Below are 24,838 nucleotides of genomic sequence, written 5' to 3'. Positions count from 1 at the left end.
CCCGACCCGCAAATGCCACTTTAAATTTACTTCACCACCATACTGACCGAATGGCCTACCTACGTTTTAATGCCCTTGACACGGCACAAAGTCGCCAGCCTCTAGCCGTCACGGCCCCGGGCGATCGACTTACTGATTACTATGGCGTACACACCTTCAGCAAAGAAGTGATGCGGGCCCTGCTTTCCCCGGAAGCGTACCTGCGCATTGCGGAAGCCATCGACACGGGCGGGAGAATTGATCGCGATATTGCCGATGAAGTTGCCAATGCCATGAAATCGTGGGCCGTCAGTAAAGGAGCCACCCACTTCACGCACTGGTTTCAGCCATTGACTGGCTCCACTGCCGAAAAACACGACTCGTTTTTCGATCTGGCCGGCGACGGAAAAGCCATCGAGAAATTCAAAGGGTCGGCGCTCGTGCAGCAGGAACCCGATGCGTCGTCGTTCCCAAGCGGAGGCCTGCGTAATACCTTCGAAGCGCGGGGCTACACCGGCTGGGACCCCTCGTCGCCCGCCTTTCTGATGGATAACGGGGCAGGAGGGAAGACGCTCTGTATTCCTTCGGTGTTCATTTCCTACACGGGTGAAGCCCTCGATTACAAAACACCGCTGCTCAAATCGCTGGCCGCCATCGACAAAGCGGCCACGGCCGTTTGTCATTATTTCGACCGCAACATTGACAAAGTAACGCCTACGCTGGGCATCGAGCAGGAGTATTTCCTGGTCGACAAAGCCCTGTTCGTGGCGCGTCCCGATCTGGTTATGGCTGGCCGGACGGTATTCGGCCATGCACCAGCGCGGGGGCAACAGCTCGAAGACCATTACTTCGGTACCATTCCCCCGCGCGTGAATGCGTTCATGGTCGATTTTGAGTTCGAAGCTCTGAAACTGGGCATCCCGGTACGTACCCGGCATAACGAAGTAGCCCCCGGACAGTTTGAGGTGGCGCCCACGTTTGAAGAGGTGAATCTGGCCATCGACCATAACGCCCTGTTAATGGATCTGATGCAGAAAATTGCGGAGAAGCACGGTTTCAAGGTGCTTTTTCACGAAAAACCGTTTGCCGGCATCAACGGGTCGGGTAAGCATAACAACTGGTCGTTGGGTACCAATACGGGCGTAAACTTGCTGGGGCCAAGTAGCAAGCCGAAAGAGACATTGCGGTTTATTGCGTTCATTGTCAACGTGGTAAAGGCCGTTCACGACCATGCTGATCTGCTTAGAGCCAGTATTGCCTCGGCCGGAAACGAACACCGGTTGGGTGCCAATGAGGCCCCACCCGCCATTATGTCGGTGTTTCTGGGCGATACCCTGACCAAGGCGCTGGATGATCTGGAAAACAAATCAGAAATCTCGCTGAGCAAAGGCGACAACGTATATTATAAACTGGGATTGAACCGGATTCCATCGCTGATTCGGGACAATACGGACCGCAACCGGACGTCGCCTTTCGCGTTCACGGGCAATAAATTTGAGTTTCGGGCGGTAGGTGGTGGGGCCAATTCAGCGTCGACCATGATTGTGCTCAACACGATTGTAGCCGACCAGCTCATCCAGTTCAGGCGTGACCTGGAAGCGCGGCTGGAAACCGGTGAGAAGAAGGAACTAGCCGTGGTAGACGTGCTCAAACAGTATTACCGGGCATCGAAACGGATTCTGTTCGAAGGCAATGGCTATTCCGATGAGTGGGTAGCTGAAGCCGAAAAACGGGGCCTGTCAAACATCGCCTCCACGCCCGACGCCCTGAAGGTGTATCTCAAACCAGAGTCGATCGAGTTGTTTGCCCGGTTGGGTGTAATGAACCACGCCGAAGTGGAGGCCCGGTATGAAATTGAACTGGAGAAATACATTAAAAACGTACAGATCGAATCGCGGGTGATGGGCGACCTGGCTATTAACCACGTGGTATCGACCGCGTTGAAATACATGAACCAGTTGGCCACCACCGCCAAATCACTGGTTGACCTGGACATGATCAACGAGGCGCAGCCGGTCAAAGCCATCATCCGCGAACTATCGGCGCGGGTGGTGGTGATCAAGAAGAATGTGGAGGCAATGATCGAATCGCGCAAACGGGCCAACAACGTACCTGACTCGGTAGAAATGGCCCGTCTGTATGCCACGGAAGTTAAGGATTTCTTCGAGGTAATCCGCTACGAAGTGGATAAACTCGAACTGCTGATCGACGATGACGACTGGCCGCTGGTGAAATACCGCGAGCTGTTGTTTGTGAAATAATAGGCCTGAAAGTCGTAAAGTAAGGAGTCCTGAGTATGGGAAGCTGCTAGTGAGCAATGACTTCCCATACTCAGGACTCCTTACTTTACGACTGTCAAGAGGCACGCTGTTAATTGGTGAGCGGGTCGTTATCGTAGATGCGGCGAGACTCGCTTATTATTCGCCCAATGCTTCGATGATCACGCTGGCCGTTTCGGCACCGCTGAAATTCTGCTGGCCGGTGATCAGGTTACCATCGCGGATGGCAAAGCCCCGCCATAGCCCGGCCTGCACGTAGTTGGCCCCCAATTCCTTGAGTTCGTCTTCGATCCGCCAGGGCATCAGGTGTTGGCCACGGGGCAATATACCATACTCCCAAACCGCATTGTCGGCGAAATCTTCTTCGACGTTGGCAAATCCTGTCACCGTTTTACCGCTAACCAGGTATTCGCCCGTCGATAGTTTGGCGTACCGAAGAATCGCCGTGCCGTGGCAAAGGGCCGAGGTTACCTTGCCACTTTCGTAAAACGCCACAAACTTTCTCTGTAGGTCAGTGGCATTTTCAAACGAGAACATCGGGGCTTGTCCACCGGCCACAACGAGTGCATCGTAATCTGCCACGTTCAGGGCGGAAACCGGCTTTGTGTTGTCGACCAGCGCCCGCAAGCTTTCGGTATGAATAAATCCCTGCGAAATGAGGTCGCCCGATGAATAACCACTTGGGTCGTTTGGGTCGCTCATAGCGTCGGCTTTGCATTGACCGCCATCGGGACTAAAAATGGTCACCTGATAGCCTTTTTCCGCAAAGGCATGGTATGGGTGGGCCAGTTCGCTCCACCAGAAGCCAACGGGCCAGCCAGTCGTTGTTGAGGTAGCCGGATTGGCAATAACGATGGCAACGCGCTTGGGACGTTTACTATTGACGCTGTTTGGGTCTTTAAGGCTCATGACCGTTGGGTACGTTAGTGAACCCGATGATTTTCACCGGGGTGTAGCACAAATATCAACGGTACACCTACTTTTGCCATTAAATACACTTTTTCGTGTGATACTCTCCTTTCAGAGAGCGTCTGATTATGAACTATTTATCGACTTGATACAGCGTATCGTAACTTGTGGGGCTCTTAGCAAACAGTAACTATGCCTGATTTTCTGGACAACGGCCGGGTCTATTATAATCCGGTGGATTATGCCATGCACCACATCGGCGGCACCTGGAAAACGCCAATTCTCTGGCGGCTTAGCAAGCGGATTATGCGGTACAGTGAATTGAAAAAACACCTGCCCCATATTTCGCACAAAATGCTGACCTCTCAACTGCGGGAGCTTGAAGAACTGGGCTTCGTTTCCCGGACGGTTTACCCGGTTGTGCCGCCCAAAGTAGAATACGCCCTGACCGAGAAAGGCATGCGGGCCATTCCCGTCATTGACACCATTCGGCAATACGGCATGGACCTGATGCGCGAAGCGGGAATAGATCCGGAAACAGTTTTCCGAAAAACAGAACCTTGATACGAACGGACCAGCGCAACGATGCCATCCCCCCATTTTTTACTCAACGAACTTTGCCGATTACCTCACCGGGGCTCGGCCACACCTAACGAACGCGAAGCTGCCCGGTTACTGGCCGAGCACCTGCGAAGCCGGGGTGCGGCCGTACGGCTCGACGCATTCAGCACCCCGCAAACCTACGCCACGGTGGTATACTGGATCATCGGTCTGATGCTGGCGGGAATTGGCCTGGCCCTGAGTGGTGGGTTTCTGGTCGGGCAACTGGGTCTGTTCCTGAGTGGCTTTGCCCTGAGCCAGGCCTGGCTGTATTTTAACTGGCGTGAGGCATTGGTTACCCGCTTTCCCGGTCAGCACCGGGCCGTTAATGTGCTGGGTACGTGGGCTCCCCCCAATAACGTACCCGGCGAGTCTATCCGGCTGCATGTCATTCTGATGGCCCACTACGATACAGCTCCCGTTTCGGTGCTTTACAGCCCGAAGCAACAGAAAACTTTCCGGGCGTCGCTCATTGTGTCGCTTTGTGTCATGGCGCTGGGCGTTATCCTGTCGGTCGTTTACACGTTCGGTGGTACATCGTCGATCGTGTTCTGGAGCCTGTGTGCGGTTGCCCTGTATCTGGTTGTGCAAGCTGTATTGGGCACGATTGGCTACCTGACCAAAGGCTATACCAACGGAGCCAGCGACAATGCCACGGGCGTTGTGGCAGCTATTGAAACGGCCGACCGGCTGCAACGGGCCACTCAGGCCGGGGCGCTGCCAGGTACGTTGGTCGAGGTGGTATTGCCGTCGGCGGAGGAAGTGGGCATGCTTGGTTCGTTGGCGTATCTGAAAAAAAACCGCGCCAACTGGCCCGATGGTGGGAGAAAAACGATCGTCATTAATTTTGATACTCTCGGAGCAGGCAAGCTCACCGTAATCGAACAAACCGGTACTGTCGAGGTTATTCGCTATACAAATGCCTTGACTGATCTGGCCCGCCAGTTGATCGACCAGCCTGCTTTTTCGCCGCGTGCGCAGTCTGGCCGGTGGCACACGGCCGATTTCGATAGCGTCTGGTTTGTGCGGGCGGGTCTGCCTGTTTTGGCCCTGTGCGCCCTGGATACCGACGGAACGATGCCGCGCATTCATCGGCCCGAGGACGTACCTGAACTGGTTGATGAGCAACCGATGTACGCGGCGGTCGATCTGGCAGAAGCAGTAGTGAAGCATTGGTATAAACAGTTTAACTAACTTGCAACAAACGAAAGTTGCTCAGTCATGAATTACAGAAATGAAGGATATGCCCCCGAAGAAATTGAGGGGCTTCGGGAGGAGTGCCGCGAAACGGGTCGCTCATTTATATACGTGGAAGACGAAGATCTTGACGTACTGGAATCGGGCGAGTGTGCTCATATTCAGTTTGTTGGGAAAGATTTCGGTGAAGATGTGATCTATGACGGATTGGTGTATACCCTCCGTTTGCATCACAGCAGCACCGTTTATGAAACAGCCGTCGCTCAGATTCGGAAGACCCACCCCGAATACGTACCGCCCGAAGAACGGCAGCCCGGCTACTCGATCGACGTGGCTAAAGACGAAGAAATTGAAGAGCTGCTGACCGAACTGATCGAAGAACTGGAAGAGACCGAGGCTGTAAAAGTGCAGGAACATGTTGAACTGGAACACGACTTCGAGTACGGAATTGGTATCGACGTGTGCCTCAATGTGGAAGAGATCAACGATGAAGTGGTTGAGAATTTCATCACCCAGTTCAACGCTGGAACCCTGAAACTTGACACAACGCTCTACTCGTTCACCAGCGACGAGGTAGACGAGGAGTAATCGACAATGATCAATTGGCAGTTATCAGTGACTTTGCTTATCCGATACAGGTTGGTTAGGCAAAGCAATTGATCACTACCCATTGATAGCTGTTAATTGATCATTGATAACTGATCATTGTGTATGACCTTCCAGGGGACCGAATCGTATGTGGCCACGCGCGAGTTGAGCGTAGCGGTCAATGCCGCCATTCAATTGCAGAAGCCACTGCTGATCAAAGGCGAACCGGGGACCGGTAAAACGCTGCTGGCGTTCGAGATTGCCCGCGCCCTGAATAAACCCTTGTTTACCTGGCATGTGAAATCAACTACATCCGCGCAGCAGGGGCTATACGAATACGATGCCGTTTCGCGCCTGCGGGATTCGCAGATGGGCGACCGGGAGGTAGGTGACATCTCGGCCTACATCAAAAAAGGAAAGCTCTGGGAAGCGTTCGACACCGATGAATCGTCGGTATTGCTGATCGACGAGATCGACAAGGCGGATATCGAATTTCCGAACGACCTGCTGCAGGAGATCGATCGCATGGAGTTTTATTGCTACGAACTGCGGCAAACCATTTCGGCCAAACACCGGCCTGTGGTAATCATCACATCAAACAACGAGAAGGAACTGCCCGATGCGTTTCTGCGTCGGTGTTTTTTCCACTATATCCGCTTTCCCGACCGCGAAACGATGCAGACCATCGTTGATGTTCACTTCCCCAACTTGCCCGGCGAACTGATGGCGAAAGCGCTGTCGGTTTTTTACGGCATACGGGAGGTTAAAGCGTTGAAAAAGAGGCCGTCGACCAGCGAACTCATCGATTGGATTCGCCTCCTTATGGCTGCCGGTGTCACCCACGACGACCTGACCGACCTGGAAAACCTGCGTGAAGTGCCCCCGTATGTAGGCGCGCTACTCAAAAATGAACAGGATGCCGACCTCCTGACCGCCCTACGCACGAAAGGAAGAAGCTACGGACAATGAACAATGATCGGAAGTTGTCTGGCTTGTTACTGATAATTGTTCATTGATAATTGTCAACTGACCATGTTTCTCTCTTTCTTTCTCCTGTTACGCCAGCACGCAATGCCAGTTACGCTGCCCGAGTACCTGACGCTGCTTGATGCGTTACGGTCCGATGCAGGCGGTGTAACGGTCGATGACTTTTATTACCTGAGCAAAACGACCCTGGTTAAGCATGAACAGCATCTCGATCTGTTCGACCGGCTGTTTGGTGAATGGGTGTCAGGTCAGTTGGCATCGCCTGCCACCACCGAAAGCCTCCCTGTAGTGCCTCCCAATTGGCTTCGCGATGCAATGGAGTTAAACTTGAGTGACGAGGAAAAGGACGCCCTGGAAGCTGCTGGTGGACTTGATGCCCTTTACGAACGGTTTCGTGAACTACTCAACGAGCAAAATGAACGCCATGATGGGGGCAACAAGTGGATTGGAACGGGAGGAACGTCGCCGTTTGGTATAAAAGGCTACGCTCCGGAAGGGTTCAAGCTGGACAAATCCGTGGCTGGAGAAGGCAATCGTCGGGCGATAAAAGTATGGGAGAGCCGGGCGTACAAAAACCTCGACGATGGCGTTGAACTGAACACCCGGAACATGAAAATGGCCATGCGCCGCCTTCGGATACTCACCCGCGAAGGAGCCGCCGATGAGCTTGATCTGGACGAAACCATCGCCGAAACCAGCCGTAATGGCGGCTATCTGGATATTAAGCTGCATCCAACGAGGCAGAACCGGGTTAAAGTACTGATTTTGTTCGATGTCGGTGGCTCGATGGACGAGCATATCGACCTGTGTAATCAGCTATTTTCAGCGGCCCGGTATCAGTTCAAGCATCTCGAATTTCTGTATTTCCATAACTGCGTGTACGAAACGCTCTGGAAAGACAATTCACGCCGACGGGAGCGGTTGCAGACGTACGAAGTGCTGCATAAGTACAACAAAGACTACAAGGTTATTTTTGTGGGTGATGCGGCGATGTCGCCCTACGAAATTACTCAGGCTCGGGGCAGTGTAGAACACTACAATGAAGAAGCGGGCATGGTCTGGCTCGACCGATTTAAAAAACAGTATCCGCATATGGTCTGGCTCAATCCCTCGCCAGCCGCCTACTGGCAGTATACCCACAGCACAACGATCATCCGCGAGTGGTCGGGCAACCGCATGTTTCCCCTCACACTCGGCGGACTGGGCGAGGCGATGAAGTCGCTGAAAAACCCGAAAGTGACGTTCGAGGCGAAGTAGGCTAACCAACAGATAAGGATGCTATAGCCGGTATCAGCCTAAGCTTGATCTGGGGTCTATTTTGTGATTCACCTATGCGAACTGACGTCCTAATTCAGTTTATCATCCTGCTCGGCGGCGTGCAGGGTTTCGTATTTGGGGTATTGCACAGCCTGCGGGTACCCCGTCTGTGGTGTCGGTTTTTGGGCTGGGCGTTGGCATCGCACGCCCTCAGTGATGTCTTTCTGTGGATATACTGGACGGGTACGCCCGATTTTCTGCGCTTACTCAGGTTATTGCCTTTGAACATAATGATCGTTCCGGTCTACTGCCTCTTCAGGTACGTTCAGGGGTTTACTGGGCATCAGACCCTGCAAAAGTTCAGTCGTTTTTTGTTGGCTGCGGCGGTTATTGAGGTAATTGCCTATCTGTTGCCTGCCGGTGCGGCCTTATACGAAGGAAACATCGGGCAACCGGTGCTCTCCTTTTCCAAGTTGGTGCGTACTGTATTGAACAGCATCTCGCTACCTGTTTTTGGGGTCACCAGTTACCATATCTATCGAATGATCAGGCAGGAGCAACGCGCTGACCGGGGAACGCTGCACAAGTACCAGCTAGTTTGGTTGTACCAGATTCTAATCGGCATGTGCCTGGTATATGTCTTGGCTCAGATGCCCCTTTTGGTATTTATTGCCGTCAAGTGGCAGGCCAGGGTCTTATATTATCCGCTTGGGCTGGCTAGTAGCACCTTTTTATGCGTCATTGGATTCAGGGCGTTTGCTATTCATGATCGGTTGAAGGGTAACCCACCCGCCCTCGTAGCTAATACGCTGGCTCTGTCGACACAGGAAGTTCTTTTCCGGCAGGCGATCCGGGAAATCGAGGGCGGAAAACTATACCGAATACCTACACTCAAGCTAGGTGATGTAGCTAACCGACTGGCTATTTCGCCACACTATCTGTCGCGCATTATTAATCAACAGGCCCGGAAAAGCTTTACTGATCTGATCAACGAATATCGGGTCGATGAAGTAAAACGGTTGATGGCCGATCCCGCTTTTATACACATTACGCTGGAAGGGCTGGGGCAGGAGGCGGGTTTCGGCGCGAAATCTACGTACCAGGCATCGTTTAAACGGCTTACCGGACTAACTCCATCCCAATACCGCATCAGCGTGCGTACAGAATCTTGACATTACCGTCCAATATCTTGTTCATAGTGCTGGTATCTTCTTCATCAGTTGTTTCAGGACGACTTTAGCGGGGGCAGTTTTTGGGGGAGACGTACTTTTGCGTCGTCAAAACCCAAGTCAACTTATCACGTTATGTCAGCCTGTCTCAGTTCTATTTCTAAAGCAATTTCACTGTTGGCCCTGGTAGCAAGTACCGCCGGATGCACCGACGCCATTGATAACACGCTCCTACCCGCCCAGGATTATTCTCAATTCAGCGACTTCGATAAAATCTCAATTGCCAACGGATTCGGCGTAACAGTGCGACAAGGCGCAACCCGGCAGGTAAGTGTGTCAACAACAGCAGCTAATCAGTCGAAGCTGCAAGTGAGTCAACTGAATGGCACCTTGACGGTACAAATCGATAACAAAGCGACTAACGGCCCATCCGGGATGGTCGATATTACTATGCCTTCGCTGACTGGTATCAACTTCTCGGGCGGAGTATCTGCCACGATAACTGGTTTTACGCAACCAAGTTTGGTCGCCTCCTTCTCGGGCGGGTCAACAGTGACATTGACTGGTAGCGTTGGTCAGCTAACCGCTAGTTTGACGGGAGGGTCTACTGTAAATGCGTATAGTTTCCCTGCCAGCGATGCGGTTATCAACCTGGCGGGTGGGAGCGAGGCTCGTATAGCCGCTTCGCAGAACCTGAACGTAACGGCGAGTGGTGGTAGTAAAGTGTATTATAGAGGTACACCAACCCTGGTGCAGAATCTGACTGGCGCCAGCACAGTAAGTAAAGAGTAAAGTGTACCTATTCTCTGTTATCCGTAGGTCGACTCTTCGTTTAGGGGATGGTCAATTCAGGGTGATAGGAAATTTTCCTGGATGTACGATAGCGATAGCCCTAAAATGGTTAAGTTGCCTTGAAATCGAGTCAGTTGGCTTTTTAAGTGATGGGCACCTCACCACGTGTTTTTCTGGGCTATTTAGTGGTTGCGTTGCTCGTACTCGGTTCGATCAACCAGATGGCATGGGCGCAGGCAGTGCCGCGAACGACCCTCACCGGGCGCATCACCAACGCGACCGATGGGAAACCTTTACCTTTTGCCAGCGTCTACCTGAACGGCACAACGCGGGGGACAACCACGGCCGAAGACGGTCAGTTCAGGTTGACCGATGTGCCATATGGCGCTCATGAACTGGTAGCTTCCTATACCGGTTTCTCGGCGGTTAAACAGGCAATCCGCATCGCCGATGCTAAGCCGGCTCCGGTAGAAATTGCCCTGTTTCCAATGGCGAACCTGCTAACGGGTGTGGTGGTTACGGCAAAGAAAGACAAAGCCTGGTTGCGGCAGGTCGAGCGCTTTGAGCAGGATATGATCGGCTCGTCGGCCTTTGCCCGGCAATGCAGAATTACGAACCCCGAAGTGCTCGAGTTTACTGAATCGGGCGGCATACTGTCGGCCACCGCCCGTGAAGCCTTACTTATTGACAACCAGGCGCTGGGCTACCGGCTGACGTATACGCTGATTGGGTTTCGGAGCCAGCTTAAAACGGGTAAAATAGTTTTTGGCGGCACAACGCTGTTCAAGGAGTTGACCCCTGAATCGCCGAAACAGATGAAGCAGTGGGAACGTAACCGGCAACAGGCCTATCAGGGGTCTGTGCGTCAGTTACTGGCTACCCTGGCCGCCGGCACCCACGAGCAGGCGGGCTTTCTGGTTTATCTCACCGACCCCGCTCACCCCTTGCTGACGACGCCACCACCAACGCTCAGCGAGGAGATGGGGCGCCATCTGAAACCTTTCGACGTCAGGGCGCTGATAAAGCCAGGTACGTTGGCGCATGAACGATGGCTGATCAGTAATAGCCCAATCGAGATTTTGTATACTCGTGTTCCGTCGCCCCATTCACCGTACCGGGATGCCCAATTCGCCTTTTCAGAGTTGGTTCTGCCTCAACAGTCGCTTGGCTTTACCGTCACCGGACAGATTACGGCTCCGCGTGGATTTGAAGCCGTTGGGTTTTTGAGCAACGACCGTCTGGCCACGGCTTTACCCGACGGTTGGCAGAAAGACTCAACATCGGCCACGCAACTAGCCACGGCCCGCCTCGATTCGGCCAGTAACCAGGCCGAAAAACGCCTGAAAGCGGAGGTCGCCCTCGATTCGCTGGTGCAACGCTGGCAACGGCAACCGGTCGGGACAACACATACCGTATTTTTGCAGATCGATAAGCCCCTCTACCTCACCGGCGATCGGCTTTGGCTGAGTGGGTACGTCCTGAATCCGCAAACGCAGCAATGCGACACGGCATCGGTTGGACAGGCCCTGAATGTGGAACTGTGGTCGGAGAAAAATGTGCTTGTTTACCACCAATGGCTTCGGGTGGAAGCGGGGCGGACGGCCGGTACATTTCGGCTAGCCGACACGCTGGCGACGGGCACCTACTGGTTGCGCGCCTACACCGAAACGGATCGGCAGCGCGGCAAACCCGCTTTCGAGCGGCCATTGTGGGTGGCGAATAGCCAAACACCGATAGGGGATGTGCAGCCGGTAAGGGGCAATTCCGACCTAAAAGCGGCTGTGGGCGTGGCTAATGAGTTTGTAGAAGAAGTTATTGGCGCGCCGTACCGAACAACGGTTTCGCTCGACAGCACTCATCTGACCATCACACTCGATGCCCGGTCGAAAGCCCGGCTACCAACGGCTTATGTGTTCATCGAAGTGCGGGGTACGTTGGTGAAAACCGCCTATATACCCGCTCGCGGTTCGTTGACAACAACGAGCTGGTCGACACGTACCTGGCCGACTGGCATGGCCCTGATTTCAGTCATGGACAGCACTGGCCGGGTATGGACACGACGAACGATCCGGCTTGGCGGGCGTACCAGTCCGGTGACCGCCCGTGTGAAACGGATGAGGACCACGACGGATCAGCCGGAACAGGAAACGCTCATCCTGGCCCTGCACGATGACACCGGTCGGCCCGTTTCCGCATATGTATCGGTGGCCGTGACCGACGCTGACCTGACGCCTGCCGATTCACTGGTGGCCGATTTGCCCTCGTATCTGGGTTCGCTGGATAACCGCCGGGGAACGTACCCAGCCACTAAACCGCCGTTGCCCGATATTACGCTACATGGGCGGGTGTCGACCACAGAAAAACAGCCCGTCAATGTAATGCTGATGGTGACGGATCGGCAGGGTGTTCTCACGCGGGCCACGCAGACAGATGAGAGCGGCCATTTTCAGGTGAGTCAGCTCGCGCTGGCCGATACGGCTCAGCTTCTGGTGCAGGTAACCAATCGTCGGGGAAAGCCGATCAATGCCACGGTTTCGTTTAGTCAGCGGGTAGCCTGGTTGGGATCACTGCCTTTCTGGCCAGACGCCAAGCCCTTGTTTGCTCAATGGCGATCCTTGATCGAGGCCGCCCGGCAACGGCAACTGACCGAGCCCGCCCTGTATCGGCAAAACGACGCTCGTCAACTCCGTGAACTGGTGGTGCGTACCAACCGCCCAGTCGACGACCGACCGGCCGACATTCAGCTACGGAGCTTGCATAACCAGGTCGATCAGACAATTATACTGGACCGCGACACGCCGCCGTTCGAGAATCTGTATCTGCTTATTCGGGCAAAAGTGCCCGGCATTCGGGTCGATGAAGTTCTCACTGGCGGCCGAACGGCTTATTCGGTGAGCTTTCCGGGCGCTTCGTCGATCATGAATTCAGCCGTAGCACCGGTAGCTGGTCGGGGCTCGCCACCGCCGACACCCATTTACAAGCCGGCGATTGGTATGCAAAATCCCCTGTTCCTGATCGATGGCTTCCCGATCGATGATATCGACGGAACGCAGTTAATCGCCTTCTCACCCTCGACTATCGAGCGCATTGAGGTGCTGAAAACGGGCGCCGTAGCGGCCATGTACGGCACGCAGGCCAGTAGAGGCGTAATTGCACTTTACACGAAAGTGACCCGCGAAACGGCCAAAGCAAAAGGGTTAAGCCGCCACACAGTAGCTGGGTACGTACCAGCACCTGCTTTCGTGACCGTTGCCGCGACGACGGAGGCAAAACCAGTAATTCGTGATATAGTGGCCTGGGAGCCGCTGGCCACCACCGATAAACTCGGAGACGTATCCATTCCCATCATACTATCCCGATCCACCCGGATGCTTCGTGTGACACTTCAGGGCGTTTCCAGCAGTGGGCAGGCCATTTCCTCGGTGCAACTCGTACCGGTCGAACGGTTAAAGTGAGGCTAGGCAAAAACGGTTCTGGCAACGGCGAGGTCCTGCCTGTGCGCGGCTACACCATCCATCGTGTTTGGCGAGCCCGTTTCCAGACATTGCTCCAGTACGACCAATGGGCTGACGTTGATGGATTTTAGTTCTGAAACGAGACGCGGATAATCGATGTCGCCGGTAGGGGTGAAGGTCTCGGCCCAGATGCCTCCCTGCGACTGGCGGACGTGTAGTTCCACAATTCGCTTTCCGTATAGCTTGACCACATCGAACAGGGCCACCTGCGAGTTTTCTGACCCCCGATACACCCAATGCGCATCGAGGCAGAGCTTCACGTTGTCAGGATCGCTGCCCAGCATCATATGGTGAAATTCGCGGGCGGCAGCGCGGTGTTCGGGCGCGTGCGTGTGGTAGGCCAGCGATATACCCCGTTTTCGCAGTTCGGCACCCAGCCGGTCAAGGTTACGTACCTGTTCTTCCAATTCCGCATCCGTTTTGTTATCGGGCGATCCCCACTTGATCGGGTTCGGATTAGTCACCACGATTCGCGTACCCATCGGCCTGGCTGCGTCGGCAATGGCCAGGGCCGCGGCAATGGATGCATCGGCGTCGTCGCGTTTGTGCAGCGAACTATTGACGTACAGCGAAGGCATCGCCAGGTTGTATTTTTTTAGCAATGGCCCCAGTTCCTGCACCTGCTTCAACGAACTGATGCCCGGTTCGTAGGCCGTAAAACCAGACGCAACGAAGTCGCGCAGGGACGCATCGGGGTCCTGCATCCATTGTTTACCAGCCCGTTTGTAAAACGTATCCCAGGTGTAGGAGTTGCACGAAAGCTGCATGGGCGTAGCCTGTAGCTCCCGGGTTCCTGACAATACCGGTGCGGAGGCAGTCAGGGCGGCAGTGCCAAGAGAGACCGACTGTATAAACTGGCGGCGGGTAGTGGGCATGGTGGTTAGGCGGTTTATGTACTAAAGGCCCGCACCTGATCAATTTCCCGTTGGAAAGCCATTTATTTAGGTTGCTAAAGCCGCCGTAAAGCCGGAATTTTGGCTTCATAACTTGTACTCACCAATCGTCCCGCATTCATGCATATTGCCATTACCGGAAATATTGGCGCTGGAAAAACCACGCTGGCACAACTTTTAGCCACTCATTACGGCTGGGATGTTCTCTACGAAGCCGTTGAAGGGAACCCATATCTGGCTGACTTTTACGGTGATATGGCCCGTTGGTCATTCCATCTTCAGATTTATTTCCTGAATAGCCGCTTCGAGCAGGTGCAGAAAATACGGGCGTCGGGTCGAAGCGTTATTCAGGACCGTACGATTTACGAAGACGCCTACATCTTCGCCAAGAACCTCTACGATACAGGCAAGATGATTCCCCGCGACTATGAAACCTATCGGAGTCTGTTCGATAACATGGTGGGGCTGGTTCGCCCACCCGATCTGATGATCTACCTCCGCGCCGACCTGCCCAAGCTGACGGGCCAGATCAAAAAGCGCGGCCGTGACTTCGAGCAGGCCATCGACCCCGACTACCTTCAGAGCCTGAACGAACTGTACGAACGTTTCGCCCAAACGTATTCCGCCGGCGACCTGCTGACCATCGACGTAAACGACCTCGACTACGCCAACCGCCCCGCAGACCTGTTGCACGTCATCTCATTGATCGATAAACAGTTGGCGGTGAAGGCGTAAGTAAGTTTAATGTTCAACACTGAACCTTATCCAGTGAGCCTCATTTCAATGAATACCTCGCTGGTCGGGGTTTATCGACCATCAGCAATATACCCTGGGTCGTGAGTTCACGGAGGAGCTTAGTGGCGCGATAGGCCGAGATATTGACGAGTTTGGCCATCCGGTCGGCCGTGATGCTGTCATTTTTACGGAGAAACGCGAGCAGGTTTTTCACCATCGGCGTTTGCAGTAACTGGTTATCTACGGTGTGCAGATCCAGCATTAACCGGGTTGTTGGCACCGATTTATCGCGTTGCCGAACGTAGATGGTCCGGTCGCCGCGCTCATTGAGGGCCGTGTGTGGTTTCTCATCACTTTCCGAAATGGTGAGGATCAGCACCGTTTTGCCATCCTGTTTCCGGGTTTCGTAACTGATGGTGATGGGCGGCTCGATCAGGAAATCGGTAGCTCGCTCAATCGTCTGCATCTCCTGATATTCGGATTCTACGCCCAGAATTTTACTGTCATCCGCCACGCCAATTAGCAACGTACCCCCGCTTGTATTCGAAAATGCCGTTAACGTCCGGGCAATCCGGTAGGGCGTCGACAGCGTACGTTTAAACTCCAGTTGCGTGCCTTCGCCCCTGGCAATCAGGTCATTTAGCTGCACTGTCATTGATTGTCATTAAATGGTCATTACACTACGTAGTCATTTAAAGTATAAACGCAATTATTGACTGTAAATGACCACTTAATGACAACCAATGACCACTATATCAATTATCGCCTGCCAAGCGTCATCAGCGTAACACCGACAAGCGCCACGCCGGCACCGATCAGCGAACGAGCCGAGAACACTTCTCCTGCAAAGGTGACCCCCAACAGAACGGCAATGATCGGATTGACAAAAGCGTAGGTAGCCAGTAGGGCGGGAGGGGCATGCCGGGCTAGCCAGGCGTAGGCCGAGAAGCCGATGATGCTGCCAAAAACAACCAGATACAGCATTGAGCCAAGTGCCTTTGGTGGTGCATTTATAATGCTTACTACGCTGACTGGTTCTGTTATTAGGCTGATAGTCAGCAGAAAAATGCCGCCCATCAACATCTGCATCCCGCTCGCCAACGTCTGGTTAGGCTGGCGTAATCTGGGTGTCAGCAACGTACCTATGGCCCACGACAAATTACCAACGGCGACCAGTGCTGTACCGATCAGGTTGGCGTCGGCCCCTCCTGTGCCGATCATCCGGTCGGGTTTTATGAGCAGGTAGATGCCGGTGAAACCAATCACCACGCCAATCAGCGACAGGTTTTTGGGACGTACCTGACCGAATGACACCCAGTTGAGCAGGAGCAGAAAGATAGGGAGCAGGCCCCCCAGCAGCGCACCAACGCCCGAGGGAATATATTGCAAGGCCATTGTGAGCGCGCCGTTGGCAACGGTGAGCAGAAAAAAACCAATGATCGATGTCGATTTCCAGTGGGTGGGTGTTGGCCGTTCAGTACCCGTGAACCGGGCGTAGGCGTAGAGAATGCTGCCCGCTACAATATACCGCATCGACGCCATGTAGAGCGGGGGCATCTGCTCGGTCATAAAGTGAATGAACAGGTACGTTGAGCCCCATAAAATATAAACGGCGGCCAGCGATGCCCAGAGGCGAGTGCCACTGGTAACGGTGGCCGGTGCCGAGTCAATAGAAATTGCCATAGTACTTTACTAATGCACCTTCACGCGGAATAGTGCCAAATCAGCGCAGAATAGGCAGTTGAACCGAAAGATGATTAGGGTTGGCGTAGTACTTTTTTGATGAACAGGTCTTCGCCGATACGTACTTGAATTAAATACAGCCCCGCCTGATCGAGCGGTACGGCCACTCGGGAAGGCGTGGTGCCGCCGTTAAGCTGCCGCCCGAACACCTGGCTACCCCGGCTATCGAATACCTGTAAATCAATGGCTCCGGTTTCCGTTTTTAGAAAATCAACCCAAACCTGACCCGATGTAGGGTTGGGATAAATGCGAATCCGGTCGAAATCGGGCTCAACGGCCGTTGGCAGGAGGCCCGTTAATTCACCGGACATCAGTACAGTTCCGGCTCCACATTCATTCGACACGTTTGTCAGCCGGGTTACGCCAACCGGTAACGCCGGAATGGAAACAGCGGCAGGCTGCGTGGTGGCCGTTAGCGACGTTCCGTTTGAGAATGTCAACTGCCAGGGTGCATTCCCCGTCAAACTAATCGTGACAGATACCGGCTGACCAGCCAGTGCCGTTACTGAGCCGGTTACCGACGCTGTGGGTTTCGATTTGATGCTGAAGGCAGGGCCGACAACCACGTCTGTGTAAGTAACCTCGCGGGGAACGACCCGGAGACGATACCCTGTTCCCGGACTCAGATCGGCCGGGAGACTGGCTACCAGCGCCGACAACGTACCTGTTCCTACCGTGCGGGGCGAGGTGAAGTTACCCGTCGCATCGGATAGTTGAATCGTGTACGTCCAATTGGCTGCAAGCGGGGCGTTCTCGGGCGTAACCGCCACTGACACAGCCGTTCCCGGACAGTAAGCGGTAGCAGCCAGCGCATTGACCGTCAATTTCGGACGTGGTGCTACGGTCACCGTGTATTCGTCGGTGATGCAACCCAGGCCATCCGTCACCCGGAACGTACCTGACTGATTCACCGTCTTTATCGTGCGACTCGTTTGTGGTAAGGCCTGCCCATTCGACCAGACGTAGCGAGCGGCTTGCCCATTACCGGCAATGGCGTTTCCCGGCCATGATGCCGTTAGAGTCAGCGTATCGGCGTAATTCAGGGTATAGCTCTGGCGGCGATTTACATTTTTCAGCATGGTAAACCGGTCGAGAACGCCGCTTGGCGCGACCCATTGCGCATCGAGTCGGTTCTCAGACGCGTCGATCAGCATCGACCCCCCTTCGTCGGTATAACTGTAGACCATCGCCTTGTGCGGATAATTAGGTGATCGGCCCGTGTTGGCTCCGCCCGATCCGTTGACGATATAAACAAGGCTACCGTTCTTCTGCACGATCGGGCACGAATTGGCTGAACCATCATAACGCCCTGTCGTGGTATCAACGGCGTATAATCTCTTGTCGAAGGTTGTAGACAAGCCCCGGTGACCACGTATCTGGTAGGTTCGTTCGTAGACATGGCTGTGGCCGCTCACCACCAGATCGACGTTGTATCGTTCGAAAATAGGCGTCAGTCGTTCACGGTTCAGAATCAGATCCTGCTCGGTATCCGCGTTGCGTGACCCCTGCGTGTAAGGCGGATGGTGAAACATGATGATCGTCCAGGGGCGTTTATTCGCCGCCAGATCGCGCTTAAGCCATTGAATCTGCGTGCCGGTGGTGTCCCAGATGCGGTATTTGCCCGCTTCGTTACCAAACGAATCCATTGAAACAATATGGACAGACCCGTAATCAACTGAATAGTAGGATGCCGAGCCTGAAGGAGTTCCGCCTGCCTCCCCCTGTTTCGGGTGTGTGGTCAGGGCGTAGTAGGGAACATTATAATCGTTGTTATCGTCGTGGTAATCGTGATTGCCGGGGGTAGAATAGAACGGTAGGTTACGCAGGTAGTCGGGGTAGTAATCGAAGACCCATTTCTGGTACTCATCATCATTACCAAACGAGTAAGCATTATCGCCCAGCCAAAGCCACAGATCGGGCCGCCGGTTTTGCGAAGCCGCTTTGAAGGCGTCGAAACCCTGCTTCTGCCGGTCAGAACCCGTCCCGAAATCGCCCAGTACCCAGAGCCGAACCGGATCATTTGACCCAAAAGCGGGTGCGGTTTTGACGTAGAACGAATTATCGACCGGCGAGAGATCGGCCGTCGACGTACCCACCACGTAGGGGTATTGCGTTGACGGTTGCAGTCCGGTCAGCGTGACCGTATGCTCTGTAGTCGACTGGAGGTCTGAAATTTGTTGGCTCAGACCCGTTCCATAACGTACCCGGCTGTTGGTTGGCTGGTCGGTACGCCAGCGCACCACCACGCTCGTGGGTGTGACCCGCTGAAGGTAGGGCCCCCGTATGATTGTCTGCGCCAGACTGGGCAAGGCGGTGAGGCAGAGGCTCAGAAGGATCGTGAAACGTAGGGGATAGTACATGCGCTGAGGAAGTTGGGCTATGCACAAAGGTAGGGGCAAACAAATAAGCCCGCTAACGAGAGTCGGCGGGCTTACCAAGTATTGTGTGTACTGTGAGGCCGTCTTTACGGCTGATTATTTATGGGTAATAACTAGCTTTACAAAGACCATGCCAGAAGCTGCTCAATCCTCTGCCTTCCGTTGCGCTGCTAGGTAACCAGACGGTCTGTAGCGGCGCAACGGAAGGCAGCAGACTTTCTTTTACCGACTTTTTAAATTAGCCAAGAACTCAACTACGTCTCTAATCTCGCGCTTGGATAAGAGATACCCCATCGGCGGCATGCTCGACGGCATGTTTTCCCGTTTTTTAACGCGCGATACAGCCACTTTTAACGGCTCAGCTTCAGTCGTTTTCAGTACCAGTTCACTGTCCGATTCCTGCATCAGAATGCCACTGACGGTCTGACCGTCTGCCAGGGTCAGCATCACCGTTCCGTAACCGGGCGACAGGCGGGCGCTTGGTTCGATCAGGGCCTGCAACAATTGGTCGCGGGTGAGCACATTCCCGATGTTGGTCAACGGTGGTCCAACTTCACCGCCCTGACCGCCGATGGCATGGCAGCGAACGCACTGCCCGGTTGAATTGGTCATGAAGTACCGCCGACCCGCCTGCCGATCGCCGCCGAATAGCGCATCTTGGTAATCGGCCACTGTCATACCCGTCGAGCGGAAAGGCGCCAGTTTGGCAATCAGTGGAGCCGATTTAGTCGAATCAACGGCTTCATTCAGTTCCAGCGCCAGGCTGGGCGGCAACGTTTTCGCCGCCATCCGGTCGATCAGGCTGGCCAGGATCGGCTCTGTTTTCGCCACCGGCATAGCACCCAGCACCTGAATGAGCTGCTGCTGTTCTTTTTCGGTGCCTTTCTCAAAAATCACCTTCGACATATCGGAAAGGGCCGCCGCCGATAGGTTCTGACCACGCATCAGGCCCAGGGCTACCGTGCGAACGTCCGGGTCCGAGTCACTCATACCCAGCTTCAAGGCTGATTCCATTCCCCCATAGTTCAGCTTGTTCAAGGCTGTCAGCATGGCTCCCCGCACCTCGGGCGAATTGCTTTCCTGTTGAAGCTTAGCCAGTTTATCCGTGGCACTTGTGATGCCCAGGTTGCTGGCCATTTGAGCAGCCGCCACCAGAACAACCGGCTCCGAATCCTGCAATAAGTCGTTGATAGCGGGTTGAACGGCAGTTTGTATCGTAGCCAAACTATGTTGCAGCGTACCCCGGTAGCGACCATCTACCCGATCCAGTACCGATGGATTTGCCCACGTACCCAGCGTTGCCAGTGCTTCGGCCCGTAGTGTTTTGTCGACATCCGTTCGTTTGGCAAACGCAACGAGCTGGTTGATCTGGTCGTTGCCACCCACCCGTAAACAGGCGTTGATGGCCCGGCGAAGGAGTGGTTCCGACGTAAATCGTTTGTCGCCCAACGTACCTGCCAGCGCAGGCAGGGCCGACGGGATCGACTCGTCATCGTTGATGGCACGGGCGGCTTCGGTCACGATGTACTCGTCGCTGTCTTTCAGGAATAGGGCTACTTTGTCGTTTTTCATGCGACGCATTATTAAGACCCCAGCCAACCTAAGCGATTTGTCGGGGCTTTTCGCCAGGGCAGCAATCGGCTCAACCTGCCCAATACGCGACAGGGCCAGCACTGCCGCATGACGCAGATAAACGTCTTCGTCGTTGTTGGCCTTGATCATCGCCAGCAGCGGCTCAACAGCCTTCTGATCTTTAATGCGTCCCAGGGCCTGCGCACTGAAAAATTTCACGCGCGGGTGCTGACTCGCCAGTAGGGGAACGAGCGTAGGCCCAGCCTCCGATAGCATTTCATCGCCAATCACTTTGGCAGCCTGCGCCACAATTTCCGGGTCTTTGTCGGTCAGTAACGCTACCAATGGCTTGCCATACGTTTTGTTCTGCCTGGCCAGTTGTCCCAGTCCCCAGATGCCGTGAATCCGGGCCAACTGGTTGTCGGTCTGCATGATAGCTTTATTAAGTTGAGCGGCACCGCTGGCTCCGCGACTGGCCAGTTCGAACTGCGCTTTCTGGCGGATACGCATGTCGGGATTGCTCAACAGGTTATACAGCACGTCGACCGTCTGGTCCGGGTACGTTAGCTGCATCAGGCGTTTGGTCTCGGTGCGTAGCCCGCTCAGGTCATTTTTATCGGCGGTAACATCCAGTTTCCAGACCCGGCCGTAGTTTTTGGTATCCCAGCCGTTGATCCAGTCGGCCACATAGAGCGCACCGTCAGGGCCGAAACGAATGCCCGTTGGCAGCAGGCCCGACAGGATATTTTGCTCACCATCGAGCACAAACGACGCTCCTTTTGGCTTCAGGCCAAACGACCAGATGGGCGAACGAGCCGGATTGCCTACGAATTCAACCAGAAAGAACTTGTTCTTCCAGGCCGACCCCAACGCGGTTCCGGGGTTGTAGACCATACCGGTTGGACCGTTGTGGTAGTTCATGATTGGCGGAATGATGTAGGCCGCCTGACCTTCCCAGCGGGGCTTGAACAGCTTCTCGTCCATCCAGACTTTGTACAGGTTGTTTTTTGGGTCGGTGTATTTACCATACTGCCAGTTCGACCGCCAGCCCGCATCCGAGCCTTCGACCACGTGTACCAGCCGCTCGCTTTCGCCGGGGTGGTCGCCGTCGTTATCGGAACTGATCAGGTTGCCGTATTCATCAAAAACAAACTCGTGGGTATTGCGCAGGCCCCCGGCAAAGATTTCAAAGTGAGTTCCGTCGGGGTTCGACCGGGCGATGATGCCCTCATTCGATCGCTTGAAATTGGTACCCTCGGCGGTAGTAATGTTAGCGCCGATGTCGCCGATATTCCAGTAGATCTTGCCGTCGGGTCCTTCGATCGGGTTCGACATGCCATGACCGCCGAAACCGATATGAACACCGTAGCCGTGACTGATTGACGTTTTCTGATCATATACGCCGTCGTTGTTAGTGTCTTGTAATCGCCATACATCGGGGGCTATGGTCACAAAGGCGTCTTTAGCCCGAACCAGAATGCCGCCAGCTACGTCCGAAACCTCGTCGAAGAAGTCGTTCAAAACGCGCATCGACACGTCGGCCAGTCCGTCGCCATTGGTGTCTTCCAGCCGCCATACTTCGTCTTTTTCAACAGCCAGATCGCGCCAGTCGTGGCTACCGTCTTCATTCAGATCTTTCAGCCATTCGTTTTCCTTGCTTTTGGCGGGATCAAACGTCTTGTGCAGAAAAGCCCTACGGTCTTCCACCGTTTGCAAACCAATTGATTCGGTCATCCAGTCTCGGTGGCCGCGAATATCGAATTCTGAGTTTTTCTGCCGGTTTGTCCGGTTCAGGTACACACGGCCTTTATCGTCGATCGACATCGAAACCGGGTCGGGAGCCAGCGAATCCGACGCCCATAGCGATACCTGAAGGCCATCGGCCACTTTGAGCGCGGTCTTTTCGCGAACGGCTTTTGCATTGGCGAGGCCATTCACTGGATCTTCCCGGATAATCTGCGCCGTGGACTTCGCCGCTTTGGACGAACCTCCGCCGGGTGCCATTTTAATGCAGGAGACAACGGCAATGGCCAGAAAAGCCAGCCAGAGCAGGGGTGTTTTTAGTGATTTCATTCGAAGCATTGAGCAGCCATGTGTCTGAATAGAATTACGGTTCTGGACTATCACCAGTAACGTACCTGGTAAAGCGAAAACGGCTCAATCCTTACCGTTTGCTAACTGGTATTAAAGAATATCGATTACGTACCTGGCGATAAAAAAAAGTCCCTGCTATGTGGGCAGGGACTTTCACTTGTCGAACTCAAACCTATAAGGTCACTTCTCGGACCTTACAGGTTTAGGAAATTACTTCACTTCTTCGTACGGAACGTCTGATACGTCGCTGTCGGTTGGCTGGCCCTGGCTGCCGTTTGGCTGGCCACCGCCGGGCTGTCCGCCGAAGCCGTCCATCGGGTTGGCACCGCCTTCCTGACCTTGCGTGGCGGCATAGATTTCCTGCGAAGCGGCGTTCCATGCAGCGGTGATGGCTTCCATTGCCGTGTCGATGGCGGCTACGTCACGTGAACCGTGAGCCGAACGCAATTGCGTCAGGGCGCTTTCGATGGCTTCTTTATTACCTGCCGACAGTTTGTCGCCGTAATCTTTCAGTTGCTTCTCGGTCTGGAAAATCATTGAGTCGGCACTGTTCACCTTCTCAATTTTCTCCCGCTCTGCCTTATCCGATGCTTCGTTTGCTTTCGCTTCTTCACGCATCCGGGTAATCTCAGCGTCGGTGAGGCCACTGCTGGCTTCGATGCGGATCTTCTGCTCTTTACCGGTGCCTTTGTCGCGGGCCGTAACGTTCAGAATACCGTTGGCATCCACGTCGAATGTTACTTCGATCTGAGGGACGCCGCGTGGTGCTGGTGGAATATCCGACAGGATAAACCGGCCTAGCTGACGGTTTTGAGCCGCCATCGGACGCTCACCCTGCAACACGTTGATCTCCACGCTCGGCTGGTTGTCGGATGCCGTTGAGAACGTTTCCGTTTTCTTGGTCGGAATCGTCGTGTTGGCCTCTACCATTTTGGTGAACACACCGTTCATGGTTTCGATACCCAGCGACAGCGGAATAACGTCGAGCAGCAGCACGTCTTTTACTTCACCCGTCAACACACCACCCTGAATGGCAGCGCCAATGGCTACGGCTTCGTCGGGGTTAACGGCTTTCGATGGCTTGCGGCCAAACAGCTTCTCTACTTCTTCCTGCACTTTCGGAATCCGCGTTGACCCACCCACCAGAATCACTTCGTCGATCTGGCTGGCGCTCAGACCTGAGTTTTTCAGGGCGCGACGGCAAGGCTCCAGGCTCCGCTGAATCAGTGAATCGGCCAGTTGCTCAAACTTCGCGCGGGTCAGCGTACGTACCAGGTGCTTGGGAATGCCGTTTACCGGCATGATGTAGGGCAGGTTGATCTCCGTTGACGATGAGCTCGACAATTCGATCTTTGCTTTCTCGGCGGCTTCCTTCAGGCGTTGCAGGGCCATTGGGTCTTTCCGCAGATCAATGTTTTCGTCGTTGATGAACTCCTGCGCCAACCAGGCAATGATCACCTGATCGAAGTCATCACCACCAAGGTGTGTATCACCGTCGGTCGATTTTACTTCGAAAATGCCATCACCCAGTTCCAGGATAGAGATATCGAACGTACCACCGCCAAGGTCAAACACGGCGATCTTCATGTCCTTGCTCGTCTTATCCAGACCGTAGGCAAGGGCTGCTGCCGTTGGTTCGTTGATGATCCGTTTTACGTCGAGACCGGCAATCTGACCAGCCTCTTTGGTGGCCTGCCGTTCGGCGTCGTTAAAGTAAGCGGGAACCGTGATAACGGCTTCGGTTACAGTTTGGCCCAGATAATCTTCGGCGGTCTGCTTCATCTTTTGCAGAATCAGTGCCGACAGTTCCTGAGGCGTATATTGACGATCGCCGATGCGTACGCGGGGCGTGTCGTTGGGGCCACGCTCTACCGTATACGGCATTTGGCTGGTTTCATTGGCCACGTCGTTGAAGCGTTTGCCCATGAACCGTTTGATCGATGAAATGGTGTTTTGTGGGTTGGTAATGGCCTGGCGTTTGGCGGGGTCACCGATTTTACGTTCGCCATTGCCGTTGTCCATGAACGCCACTACCGATGGTGTGGTACGCCGACCTTCGCTGTTTGGAATAACGACGGGTTCGTTACCTTCCATCACGGCTACGCACGAGTTGGTGGTGCCTAAGTCAATGCCTATGATCTTTCCCATATT

At 54.3% G+C, this 24,838-nt stretch carries 17 protein-coding genes; 10 read left to right on the top strand and 7 right to left on the bottom strand.

Going from position 1 to position 24,838, the window contains the following annotated elements:
* The first annotated feature begins 50 nt into the window (after positions 1 to 50).
* Entirely contained in the window at positions 51 to 2,240 is a 2,190-nt protein-coding gene (locus ACFE8Q_RS13105; protein ID WP_375445842.1) for a glutamine synthetase III, read from the top strand.
* Positions 2,241 to 2,396: 156 nt separating this feature from the next.
* Here the strand turns inward: ACFE8Q_RS13105 and ACFE8Q_RS13100 are convergent, their stop codons facing one another.
* The gene (locus ACFE8Q_RS13100; protein WP_375445841.1) at positions 2,397 to 3,167 is read right to left on the bottom strand and encodes a type 1 glutamine amidotransferase domain-containing protein; all 771 of its coding nucleotides are present in this window, start codon (positions 3,165 to 3,167) and stop codon (positions 2,397 to 2,399) included.
* 192 nt (positions 3,168 to 3,359) lie between these two features.
* Between ACFE8Q_RS13100 and ACFE8Q_RS13095 the strand changes: the two genes are divergently transcribed.
* The 8 genes from ACFE8Q_RS13095 (at position 3,360) to ACFE8Q_RS13060 (ending at position 13,212) form a co-directional block, all read left to right on the top strand.
* A complete protein-coding gene (locus ACFE8Q_RS13095) occupies positions 3,360 to 3,731 on the top strand; it encodes a winged helix-turn-helix transcriptional regulator (protein ID WP_375445840.1) in 372 nt (123 codons plus the stop codon).
* A 21-nt stretch (positions 3,732 to 3,752) separates the two neighbouring features.
* Complete coding sequence (locus ACFE8Q_RS13090) at positions 3,753 to 4,961, top strand: M28 family metallopeptidase (RefSeq protein WP_375445839.1); 1,209 nt, start codon at positions 3,753 to 3,755, stop codon at positions 4,959 to 4,961.
* A gap of 27 nt (positions 4,962 to 4,988) precedes the next feature.
* Complete coding sequence (locus ACFE8Q_RS13085; protein ID WP_375445838.1) at positions 4,989 to 5,552, top strand: hypothetical protein; 564 nt, start codon at positions 4,989 to 4,991, stop codon at positions 5,550 to 5,552.
* A gap of 123 nt (positions 5,553 to 5,675) precedes the next feature.
* Positions 5,676 to 6,521 carry an AAA family ATPase gene (locus ACFE8Q_RS13080; RefSeq protein ID WP_375445837.1) on the top strand — a complete coding sequence of 282 codons (846 nt, stop codon included), beginning with the start codon at positions 5,676 to 5,678 and terminating at the stop codon, positions 6,519 to 6,521.
* A gap of 63 nt (positions 6,522 to 6,584) precedes the next feature.
* The gene (locus ACFE8Q_RS13075; protein WP_375445836.1) at positions 6,585 to 7,796 is read left to right on the top strand and encodes a VWA domain-containing protein; all 1,212 of its coding nucleotides are present in this window, start codon (positions 6,585 to 6,587) and stop codon (positions 7,794 to 7,796) included.
* Positions 7,797 to 7,870: 74 nt separating this feature from the next.
* A complete protein-coding gene (locus ACFE8Q_RS13070; RefSeq protein WP_375445835.1) occupies positions 7,871 to 8,968 on the top strand; it encodes a helix-turn-helix domain-containing protein in 1,098 nt (365 codons plus the stop codon).
* Between the two features lie 132 nt (positions 8,969 to 9,100).
* Positions 9,101 to 9,757 (top strand): GIN domain-containing protein, encoded by a 657-nt coding sequence (locus tag ACFE8Q_RS13065; protein WP_375445834.1) that lies wholly within the window; start codon positions 9,101 to 9,103, stop codon positions 9,755 to 9,757.
* Positions 9,758 to 9,906: 149 nt separating this feature from the next.
* Positions 9,907 to 13,212: a carboxypeptidase-like regulatory domain-containing protein gene (locus tag ACFE8Q_RS13060; protein ID WP_375445833.1), complete on the top strand. Its 3,306-nt coding sequence runs from the start codon at positions 9,907 to 9,909 to the stop codon at positions 13,210 to 13,212.
* 2 nt (positions 13,213 to 13,214) lie between these two features.
* On the opposite strand, the gene ACFE8Q_RS13055 is transcribed toward ACFE8Q_RS13060, so the two are convergent.
* A complete protein-coding gene (locus ACFE8Q_RS13055; RefSeq protein WP_375445832.1) occupies positions 13,215 to 14,147 on the bottom strand; it encodes a sugar phosphate isomerase/epimerase family protein in 933 nt (310 codons plus the stop codon).
* Between the two features lie 138 nt (positions 14,148 to 14,285).
* Between ACFE8Q_RS13055 and ACFE8Q_RS13050 the strand changes: the two genes are divergently transcribed.
* A complete protein-coding gene (locus ACFE8Q_RS13050; RefSeq protein ID WP_375445831.1) occupies positions 14,286 to 14,900 on the top strand; it encodes a deoxynucleoside kinase in 615 nt (204 codons plus the stop codon).
* A 40-nt stretch (positions 14,901 to 14,940) separates the two neighbouring features.
* On the opposite strand, the gene ACFE8Q_RS13045 is transcribed toward ACFE8Q_RS13050, so the two are convergent.
* The 5 genes from ACFE8Q_RS13045 to dnaK all read right to left on the bottom strand — a co-directional run bounded on the left by ACFE8Q_RS13045 (position 14,941) and on the right by dnaK (position 24,835).
* Positions 14,941 to 15,555, bottom strand: a complete 615-nt coding sequence (locus tag ACFE8Q_RS13045) for a helix-turn-helix domain-containing protein (RefSeq protein ID WP_375445830.1) — start codon at positions 15,553 to 15,555, stop codon at positions 14,941 to 14,943.
* Positions 15,556 to 15,659: 104 nt separating this feature from the next.
* Positions 15,660 to 16,583: an EamA family transporter gene (locus tag ACFE8Q_RS13040; protein ID WP_375445829.1), complete on the bottom strand. Its 924-nt coding sequence runs from the start codon at positions 16,581 to 16,583 to the stop codon at positions 15,660 to 15,662.
* A gap of 74 nt (positions 16,584 to 16,657) precedes the next feature.
* Positions 16,658 to 19,003: a metallophosphoesterase gene (locus ACFE8Q_RS13035; protein WP_375445828.1), complete on the bottom strand. Its 2,346-nt coding sequence runs from the start codon at positions 19,001 to 19,003 to the stop codon at positions 16,658 to 16,660.
* A gap of 240 nt (positions 19,004 to 19,243) precedes the next feature.
* Positions 19,244 to 22,675, bottom strand: a complete 3,432-nt coding sequence (locus tag ACFE8Q_RS13030) for a HEAT repeat domain-containing protein (protein WP_375445827.1) — start codon at positions 22,673 to 22,675, stop codon at positions 19,244 to 19,246.
* Between the two features lie 222 nt (positions 22,676 to 22,897).
* A complete protein-coding gene (dnaK, locus tag ACFE8Q_RS13025) occupies positions 22,898 to 24,835 on the bottom strand; it encodes a molecular chaperone DnaK (protein ID WP_375445826.1) in 1,938 nt (645 codons plus the stop codon).
* Positions 24,836 to 24,838 lie beyond the last annotated feature (3 nt).

The sequence above is a fragment of the uncultured Fibrella sp. genome (assembly GCF_964250085.1).
In the GTDB taxonomy this organism is placed as follows: domain Bacteria; phylum Bacteroidota; class Bacteroidia; order Cytophagales; family Spirosomataceae; genus Fibrella.
This window is presented reverse-complemented; position numbering and strand designations above follow the sequence as displayed.

Coding starts and splice junctions, on each gene's coding strand:
- ACFE8Q_RS13105 (WP_375445842.1), top strand. CDS start 51: ATGGCCTACCTACGTTTTAATGCCCTTGACACGGCACAAAGTCGCCAG.
- ACFE8Q_RS13100 (WP_375445841.1), bottom strand. CDS start 3,167: ATGAGCCTTAAAGACCCAAACAGCGTCAATAGTAAACGTCCCAAGCGC.
- ACFE8Q_RS13095 (WP_375445840.1), top strand. CDS start 3,360: ATGCCTGATTTTCTGGACAACGGCCGGGTCTATTATAATCCGGTGGAT.
- ACFE8Q_RS13090 (WP_375445839.1), top strand. CDS start 3,753: ATGCCATCCCCCCATTTTTTACTCAACGAACTTTGCCGATTACCTCAC.
- ACFE8Q_RS13085 (WP_375445838.1), top strand. CDS start 4,989: ATGAATTACAGAAATGAAGGATATGCCCCCGAAGAAATTGAGGGGCTT.
- ACFE8Q_RS13080 (WP_375445837.1), top strand. CDS start 5,676: ATGACCTTCCAGGGGACCGAATCGTATGTGGCCACGCGCGAGTTGAGC.
- ACFE8Q_RS13075 (WP_375445836.1), top strand. CDS start 6,585: ATGTTTCTCTCTTTCTTTCTCCTGTTACGCCAGCACGCAATGCCAGTT.
- ACFE8Q_RS13070 (WP_375445835.1), top strand. CDS start 7,871: ATGCGAACTGACGTCCTAATTCAGTTTATCATCCTGCTCGGCGGCGTG.
- ACFE8Q_RS13065 (WP_375445834.1), top strand. CDS start 9,101: ATGTCAGCCTGTCTCAGTTCTATTTCTAAAGCAATTTCACTGTTGGCC.
- ACFE8Q_RS13060 (WP_375445833.1), top strand. CDS start 9,907: ATGGGCACCTCACCACGTGTTTTTCTGGGCTATTTAGTGGTTGCGTTG.
- ACFE8Q_RS13055 (WP_375445832.1), bottom strand. CDS start 14,147: ATGCCCACTACCCGCCGCCAGTTTATACAGTCGGTCTCTCTTGGCACT.
- ACFE8Q_RS13050 (WP_375445831.1), top strand. CDS start 14,286: ATGCATATTGCCATTACCGGAAATATTGGCGCTGGAAAAACCACGCTG.
- ACFE8Q_RS13045 (WP_375445830.1), bottom strand. CDS start 15,555: ATGACAGTGCAGCTAAATGACCTGATTGCCAGGGGCGAAGGCACGCAA.
- ACFE8Q_RS13040 (WP_375445829.1), bottom strand. CDS start 16,583: ATGGCAATTTCTATTGACTCGGCACCGGCCACCGTTACCAGTGGCACT.
- ACFE8Q_RS13035 (WP_375445828.1), bottom strand. CDS start 19,003: ATGTACTATCCCCTACGTTTCACGATCCTTCTGAGCCTCTGCCTCACC.
- ACFE8Q_RS13030 (WP_375445827.1), bottom strand. CDS start 22,675: ATGCTTCGAATGAAATCACTAAAAACACCCCTGCTCTGGCTGGCTTTT.
- dnaK (WP_375445826.1), bottom strand. CDS start 24,835: ATGGGAAAGATCATAGGCATTGACTTAGGCACCACCAACTCGTGCGTA.